Source organism: Streptomyces sp. NPDC127108 (assembly GCF_042677545.1).
Classification (GTDB): domain Bacteria; phylum Actinomycetota; class Actinomycetes; order Streptomycetales; family Streptomycetaceae; genus Streptomyces.
This window is the reverse complement of sequence record NZ_JBHXTE010000040.1, coordinates 93154-100530: the sequence shown is the minus strand read 5'-3', so window position 1 is coordinate 100530 and position 7377 is coordinate 93154. Positions and strand designations below refer to the sequence as shown.

The following is a 7377-nucleotide window of genomic DNA, read 5'->3' as shown; positions in this document are numbered from 1 at the left end:
GGCTTAAAACCACCCGCCAACACACTAGCCCGCCCGGCGTTTGAGGACGAGGCGCGAAGCGCCGACAGCGGGGGTCCGGGGGCGCAGCCCCCGGGTTCGGGAAGGGGCGGGATTGGGGGCTACGCAGCCGCGACCCCCGCCACATACCCCTCCGCCAACTCCGCCTCATAGAAGAAGTTCTCGAAGTCCGCCGGATCGTTGAAGCCGTTGGCGAAGCGGTCGGCGACCGGCTGGAGGTCGCCGGCGGCGCCGAGGAGGTTGAGGACGTGCTCGGGCGGCACACCGAGCATCGCGTTGGTCCACTTGGTGACGTGCCGAGCGGTGTCCCAGTACCGATCGAACGCACTCTGCATCCAGACCTCGTCGAACGGCCGCTCCCCGTGGGAGACGATCGACGAGAGGTAGGAAGCCGCGCACTTGGACGCGGAGTTGGACCCCTGCCCGGTGACGGGGTCGTTGGCGACGACGACGTCGGCGACGCCGAGGACGAGCCCCCCGCCGGGCAGCCGCCCGATCGGCTTGCGCACGGTCGGGGCGTACCGCCCGGCCAACGTGCCGCCGGAGTCGGTGAGTTCGACCTTGGTGGCACGGGCGTACTCCCAGGGCAGGAACTTCTCCAGGAGTTCGAGGGTGAGGGCGAGGTGCTCGCCGGGGTCCTTGATGCCCTGGAAAACGTCGAGGGGACCGCCGGGAATGCCTTCCCAGAAGAGGATGTCGGCGCGGCCGGACGTGGTGAGCGTCGGCATGACGAAGAGTTCGCCGACGCCGGGCACGAGGTTGCAGCGTACGGCGTCGAATTCGGGGTGCTCGGGGCGCGGCCCGAGGCCGTGGACGTAGGCGACGGCGAGGGCGCGCTGCGGCGCGTCGTACGGGGAGCGCGCGGCGTCCCGCTCGAACATCGAGACCAGCTCGCCCTTGCCCGCGGACACGAGCACCAGGTCGTACGTACGGGAGAAGTAGTCCAGGTCGGAGACGGCCGCGCCGTGGATGACGAGTTGCCCGCCGCGCTGTGCGAACGTCTCCATCCAGCCCGCCATCTTCACGCGCTGGTCGACCGACTGCGCGTACCCGTCGAGCCTGCCGACCCAGTCGATGACACGAGCGGAATCGGGACCGGCGACGGAGACGCCCAAGCCCTCGATGTTCGGGGCCTGCGACTCCCAGAAGTTCAGGCCGAGCTCCCGCTCGTGCTGGAGGGCCGTGTGGAACATGCACTGGGTGGACATGACCCGGCCGGACCGGATCTCGTCCGCCGTGCGGTTGGACATGAGGGTGACCTCGTACCCCTGCGACTGGAGTCCGAGGGCGATCTGGAGACCGGCCTGACCGGCTCCGACGATGAGTATCTTCCGCATGCTGAAAGGGATCCTTCTGTTCAGGGCTGCTCGGGGGTGCGGTCCAGCGCGTGCCCCACCAGGGCGAGCAGCGACTCGATCGCCGAGATCCGCTGCCGCGCGTCCATGATCAGGACGGGGATGTGCGCGGGCACCGTCAGCGCCTCTCGGACGTCATCGGCCTCGTACCGCTCGGTGCCCTCGAAGTGGTTGACGGCCACGACGTACGGCAGTCCGCAGCTCTCGAAGTAGTCGAGCGCGGGGAAGCAGTCGGTGAGGCGGCGGGTGTCGGCGAGCACCACGGCGCCGATCGCGCCGCGCACCAGGTCGTCCCACATGAACCAGAAGCGCTGCTGGCCCGGTGTGCCGAAGAGGTAGAGGACCAGGTCGTCGTCAAGGGTGATGCGGCCGAAGTCCATGGCGACGGTGGTCGTGGTCTTCGCGGGGGTGGCGCTCAGGTCGTCGGTGTCGGCGCTGGCCTGCGTCATCAGCGCCTCCGTCTGGAGGGGCGTGATCTCGGAGACGGCGGTGACGAGCGTGGTCTTGCCCACGCCGAAGCCGCCCGCGACGACGATCTTCGTGGCGATCGGCGCGCGGGTGTGGTCGGTCTGCCAGGCCTGCACGCCCTCCTCGTGGGCGAGGAGTTCGGCGACGGTGGAGTCGGACACAGGGGACTCGGAGGCGCTGGGGTCAGAAGCGGTGGTGTCAGAGACGGCGGAGTCCACTCAGCACCCTTTCGAGCAGTGCGCGGTTCGGCTGCCCGGGGCCGTGGCCCGTTCCGTACACGCGGATCTTTCCCTGGTCGGCGAGGTCGCTGAGCAGGACGCGGACCACACCGAGGGGCATCTTCAGGAGCGCGGAGATCTCGGCGACCGTACGCATCCGGCGGCAGATCTCGACGATGGCCCGCATCTCCGGCATGACGCGGGTGCTCAGCGGGTCGCCCTTGCCCAGCTCGCGCCGCGCCCCGGGGGCCTCGAGGGCGGGGGTCGCGGCCACGAACGTCTCGACGAGCAGGACGTGCCCGAAGCGGGTGCGGCCGCCGGTCAGCGAGTACGGGCGCACGCGCGCGGGCTTCCCCTTGGGGGCGCCGCGCCGGGGCAGTTCGGGCACGGCGCTCATCACGCGTTCTCCATCGACTGGCGCAGCTCGCTGCGGAGTTCGGGCGTGAGGACGTGTCCGGCGCGGCCGACGAACAGTGCCATGTGGTACGCGACGACCGTCATGTCGCAGTCGGGCGTCGCGTGCACGCCGAGGAGCGAGCCGTCGCTGATCGCCATCACGAAGAGGCTGCCCTCCGCCATGGCGACGACGGTCTGCTTGACCGAGCCGCCGTCCATCAGCCGGGCCGCGCCGAGGGTGAGGCTGCCGAGCCCGGACACGATGGTGGCCAGGTCGGCGCTCGATCCCCTGGGCCCGGTGGGTCTGGTGGCGGGGCGACGCTCGGCGTTGCGCACGGGGTCGGAGGAGAGCAACAGGAGTCCGTCGGACGAGACGACGGCGACCGAGAGGATTCCGGGAACCTCCTCGACCAGGTTGGTCAGGAGCCAGTGGAGGTTCTTGGCCTCACTGCTGAGTCCGTAGGCGATGGGTTCGTCGGACGCCGACGCGGGGTCGGCGCCCGGGTCGGGTTTCACTGGCTTGGCGGAAGAACCGGGTGTGCGCATGGGCGCAGTCAACTGCTTGCCTCCTCGACTGGGTCCCCCGGAACATCTGCGGCACGGTGGCCTTCGGCACTCTCTTCGGTCCGGGCCCGCGCCCCTTCGGTGCGGGCCGATTCCTGCTCTGTACGCGCCAGTTCGGCCGCCACATCGCGGCGGCCGCTGTTGGCCCCCTGCTGGAACCCGCCCAGCCTGCGCCGCAGTTCCTCGGCGTCGACGGCGGGCCTCGGCTGGGGCGTGGTGCTCCCGGCGGTCGCGCTGATCCTCGGGGTCCGCTTGGGGAGGCCCTTGGCGGTGAAGACGGGGGCGTCGGCGTCCGGGGCGTCGGCGGTGACCGTGCCCTGTACGTCGGCGGCTTCCGCGTCCGGTGCGACGACGGCTTCCGCGCCCTGTCCGCCGGCGGCTTCCGTGCCCTGTCCGCCAGCGGCTTCCGCGTCCCGTACGACGACGGCTTCCGCGTCCCCCGACAGCGCCTCGGTCTCCCGTATGAACTCGGCTTCCGACTCGGCTTCCGAAAGACCCCCGCCTTCCGGCAACCCCGCCGAGAGCCCTTCCGGCATCCCTTCCGCCGCCGGGGCCGCGTCCCGCTCCCACGGCGCCTGCGCGTCCGGCTTCGGGCGCGCCTCCTGCTCCGGCCGGACCTCGTCGTCCGGCCGCGCGTGCGGCTCCGCGTCGTCCGGGTGGTCGGCCGGGACGGGCGGTGCCAGGAGTTCGAGGGTCGTCTCCGCGGCGGCGATCAGGGGGTCCCGCTCGCCCGAACGGGACGGCAGGACATTGGAGTTGGCCTCGGCCTCGGAGCCGGGCAGGTGCACGAACGGCGTCTCGGCGCGGGCGGCGGGCACCGCTCCGGGCGCCCCCACGGCGGGCGGCGCGGCGAGGATGCCGTCGGGCAGGACGACGACCGCGGCGACCCCGCCCTGCTTCTGCTCGCGCAGCCGCACCCGCGCCCCGTGCCGGGCGGCGAGCCGCGCCACCACGTACAGGCCGAGCCCGAGGCCGTCCCCGCTCTCCTGGTCGTACACGTCGTCGGGGGAGAACTCCGCGAGCCGCGCGTTGAGTTCGTCGAGTCGTTCCGGGGCGACGCCGATGCCCTCGTCCTGTACGGAGAGCATCACCTCGCCGTTCTCCAGGAGCCAGCCGGACACCTCGACGGCGGCGTCGGGCGGCGAGAACGAGGTGGCGTTCTCCAGGAGTTCGGCGACCAGGTGGCTGATGTCGTCGGCGGCGAACCCGGCGATGTGCGCGTGCGGCGGCAGCGCGGCGATACGGACGCGTTCGTACCGCTCGATCTCGCTGACGGCGGCGCGTACGACGTCGACGAGCGGCACGGGCCCCGCGTGCTGGTGGCCGTGCTCGGCGCCCGCGAGGACCAGGAGGTTCTCGCTGTGGCGGCGGGTGACGGTGGCGAAGTGGTCGAGCTTGAAGAGGGTGGCGAGCCGGTCGGGGTCCTGCTCGCGCTCCTCCAGGCTCTCGATGACGGCGAGCTGCCGCTCGACCAGGCCGAGCGTGCGCAGGGCGAGGTTCACGAACGTGCCGTGGATGCTGCGGCGCACCCGTTCCAGGTGGACGGCAGCCTCGGCGAGTTCGGCGCGCAGCGCGTCCCGCTCGTCGGCCATCTCCTGCCGGGCGTCGGCCATCGTCTGCCGCTGGCCGATCAGGTGCTTGCGGTCGGCCTCCAGGGTGGTCAGACGGTCCTGGAGGGCGACGGCGTGGCCGTGCAGCGCGTTGACGGAGCGCACGACCGCGGCGAACTCGTCGTCGCGGCCGGTGAAGCGCACCGGTTCCTCGGTCGCGGGCGCCGTCGCGACGCGCTCCGAGCCCCGGCGGAGGGCGGCGAGCGGCCGGGTCAGCGAGCGGGCCGTGCCCATGCACACGCCGACGGCGACGAGGAGCAGCACGCCGACGAGCGCGATGCGGATCTCCAGCGCCGTGACGTCGTCGTCGCGCAGCTCGCCGAGGCTCTGGGTGCGGGCGTCGGCGAGCGCGTTCTCGGCGCCGCGCATGGCCTCGATGCGGGCGGACAGCGCGCTGTCGAGCTTCTTGCGGTCCAGGCGCTGGTCGGCGGCGGAGAGCCGGGGCCGGTCGGTGAGGCGCGTCAGGTACTGCTCGGCGGTCGTGACGCCGTTCCCGGTGACGGTGGACTCGTAGGTGGCGCGGGCCTTGGCGGGCGCGGTGTCCAGGAAGTCGGCGAGCGCGGCCAGCTCCCGTACGTGGGCCTGCTGTGCGGCGGCGCTGAGGCCGTCGCGGCGCCCGTCCTCCTCGCTGTCCCCGGTGCCGGAGTTGGTGGGCAGGCCGGTGACCGGGTCGACGGTGGAGCCGGTCGACACGGGGCGGGGCACGGCGAGCGCGGCGAGCAGCAGGCCGCGCGCGGATCCCGCCTGGTCGACGGCGTGATCGAGGTCGGCGAGGGCGTGGGCCCCGGAGCCCGCGCGCGGCGGGAGCCGCTCGGCCAGTTCACGGGTGAGGCCGTGCAGTTCGGCGATGGCCTTCCCGTACGCCTTGTGGGTGTCGAGGGCGCTGGACTCGCCGGTGAGCGCGGCCCGGCGCACGGACGCGAGCTTCGCGAGGTCGCGGCGCAGCTCGGCGGTGACGGAGGTGTTGGTGTTCGCGTCGGCGGCGGCGTCGCGGAGCTCCTCGATGCTCCGGTCCACGCGCGCGCTGTGGCTCTCCGAGAGGCCCTTGTCCTCGGGGCGTCCGGCGGCGATGTACGCGGTGACCTCGTCGCGCTCGTCGGCCAGGGAGTGACTGAGGGTGATCGACTGCTGGGTCAGCTCGGCGAGCGTCACCAGGCCCTGGGACTCGTTCAGTTGGCTGGACGCGGTCACGATGACGGGCGCGCCCGCTCCGGCCACGGCGGCGGCGACGACCGCGACGGCCACTATGAGGCGGTTGCGGACGCGGGCTTTGGGCGGGGCGGAGGGTGCGGGGGGCACGGGCGAGTTGGGGGCGATCGTCGCGGGGGCGGGGGGTGTGGAGGCGGGTGGGGTCGACTCGCTTGTCGGGTCGACGGGGGCCGCGCTGGAGAGGGCGCCCGTCGTGGACGCGGTCGCACCCTTCACGGAAGGAGCCGCGCCCGTCGCGGAAGCGGTCGCACCCGTCGCGGACGGAGCCGCACCCGTCGTGGACGGAGCCGCACCCGTCGTGGACGGAGCCGCGCCCGTCGCCGGAGCCGTACTCGCCGTCGTTGAAGCCGTACCCGCGCCGGGCTCCGCCGTGCCCTCCGCTGCGGCGGGCCCCCGCTCCGCGGGAGTGGTCGCGCCCGGCGAGTCACCTGCCGGGGCCTTCCGCCTGCCTTCGCGCCGAGGCCGCATCTCTTGCACCGGTGCTCGCATTCCTGTTTTCGTCTGCCCTAGGGCCCAGGTGACGATCCGTCAACGCGAGCGCTCCCGGCACGGTTCCCGACCTTCGCAGACGATTCCAGTGCCGGAGCGCGGCAGTCGAGCATCGTCTGCCTGGCCACCTGAAGGAGTGAACATCGGCAGGGAGTTGGTGGGCAAGTCACCCTGCGTGTCGTGAGGGCCGCGCGCGGTGTGCCAGTTGGACGTCTGTGGGCGGCTTTGGCAGGATGCGCCGCCACACCGACGTCGGAGTTGATCATTCCGGCCGAAATCCGGCGCCTGACCTGCCGACTCCCCCGCTCCACCGCCCACCACGCCCGTCCAGGGCGTGTGCGCGCGCCTCGGGCAGACTGGCCGAATGCGCATCGAACTGACCACCGAACCCGGTGACCCGGACCGCCCCAACGAGGACTACGTGTCAGTGGCGCTCCCCGCGTCCGGACAGGGCGGATCACTGGTGCTCCTGGACGGGGTGACGCCTCCGTCCGGCGACGCCGGCTGTTCGCACACCGTCCCCTGGTTCACCGCCCGGCTCGGCGGCGCCCTGGGCGAACTGTCCGTTTCACGGCGGGATATGACGCTGCCTGAGATCCTCGCGGCGGCCATCGCGCGCACCGCGGACACCCACCGTGACACCTGTGACCTTTCTCACCCGCGCACCCCGCAGGCGACGGTGGTCCTCGCGCGGTGGGACGCGGAGCGCGTGGAGCACCTGGTCCTGTCGGACTCCGTGCTGCTCGTTGCGGGTGCCGGGGACGCGGTGGAGGCGGTCCTCGACCCGCGGCTCGACCAGCTCCCGGACGCGGTCCGCGCGCAGCGCGACGTCGTACGGGCGCTGCCGCGCGGCTCGGCGGAGCGGCAGGCGGAGGGGCGTCGGTACGCGGCGGCGGTCGAGGCCCTGCGGAACGCGGAGGGCGGCTTCTTCACGGCGGCGGCGGATCCGGCGGTGGGCGCGCAGCGGGTGACCGGCGAACGCCCGCCCTCCGCCGACACCCCCCACCGGGCCCAGAATCACGCCGCGGGGCGCGGGGACGAGACGGGCCG

Annotated in this window: 6 protein-coding genes; 1 reads left to right on the top strand and 5 read right to left on the bottom strand. The window is 72.9% G+C overall.

Annotated features, from left to right (window positions below):
- Positions 1 to 119: 119 nt before the first annotated feature.
- The 5 genes from ACFVHO_RS29820 to ACFVHO_RS29800 all read right to left on the bottom strand — a co-directional run bounded on the left by ACFVHO_RS29820 (position 120) and on the right by ACFVHO_RS29800 (position 5946).
- The gene (locus ACFVHO_RS29820; RefSeq protein WP_385721177.1) at positions 120 to 1355 is read right to left on the bottom strand and encodes a styrene monooxygenase/indole monooxygenase family protein; all 1236 of its coding nucleotides are present in this window, start codon (positions 1353 to 1355) and stop codon (positions 120 to 122) included.
- A 20-nt stretch (positions 1356 to 1375) separates the two neighbouring features.
- On the bottom strand, positions 1376 to 2002 hold the full coding sequence (locus ACFVHO_RS29815) for an ATP/GTP-binding protein (RefSeq protein WP_385721175.1): 627 nt from the start codon (positions 2000 to 2002) through the stop codon (positions 1376 to 1378).
- Between the two features lie 37 nt (positions 2003 to 2039).
- Entirely contained in the window at positions 2040 to 2456 is a 417-nt protein-coding gene (locus tag ACFVHO_RS29810) for a DUF742 domain-containing protein (RefSeq protein ID WP_385721172.1), read from the bottom strand.
- The gene (locus tag ACFVHO_RS29805; RefSeq protein WP_385721194.1) at positions 2456 to 2923 is read right to left on the bottom strand and encodes a roadblock/LC7 domain-containing protein; all 468 of its coding nucleotides are present in this window, start codon (positions 2921 to 2923) and stop codon (positions 2456 to 2458) included. Before ACFVHO_RS29805 ends, ACFVHO_RS29810 begins: the two co-directional genes overlap by 1 nt.
- Before the next feature lie 86 nt (positions 2924 to 3009).
- Positions 3010 to 5946: a nitrate- and nitrite sensing domain-containing protein gene (locus tag ACFVHO_RS29800; protein ID WP_385721191.1), complete on the bottom strand. Its 2937-nt coding sequence runs from the start codon at positions 5944 to 5946 to the stop codon at positions 3010 to 3012.
- A gap of 745 nt (positions 5947 to 6691) precedes the next feature.
- Here ACFVHO_RS29800 and ACFVHO_RS29795 point away from each other — a divergent pair.
- Positions 6692 to 7377, top strand: a 686-nt coding sequence (locus ACFVHO_RS29795; protein ID WP_385721170.1) for a hypothetical protein, incomplete at its 3' end; no start/stop codon positions are given.

What these genes read in the sequence shown, in the direction of transcription:
- ACFVHO_RS29810 (WP_385721172.1), bottom strand. Translation starts at nt 2,456, where the DNA reads ATGAGCGCCGTGCCCGAACTGCCCCGGCGCGGCGCCCCCAAGGGGAAG.
- ACFVHO_RS29820 (WP_385721177.1), bottom strand. Translation starts at nt 1,355, where the DNA reads ATGCGGAAGATACTCATCGTCGGAGCCGGTCAGGCCGGTCTCCAGATC.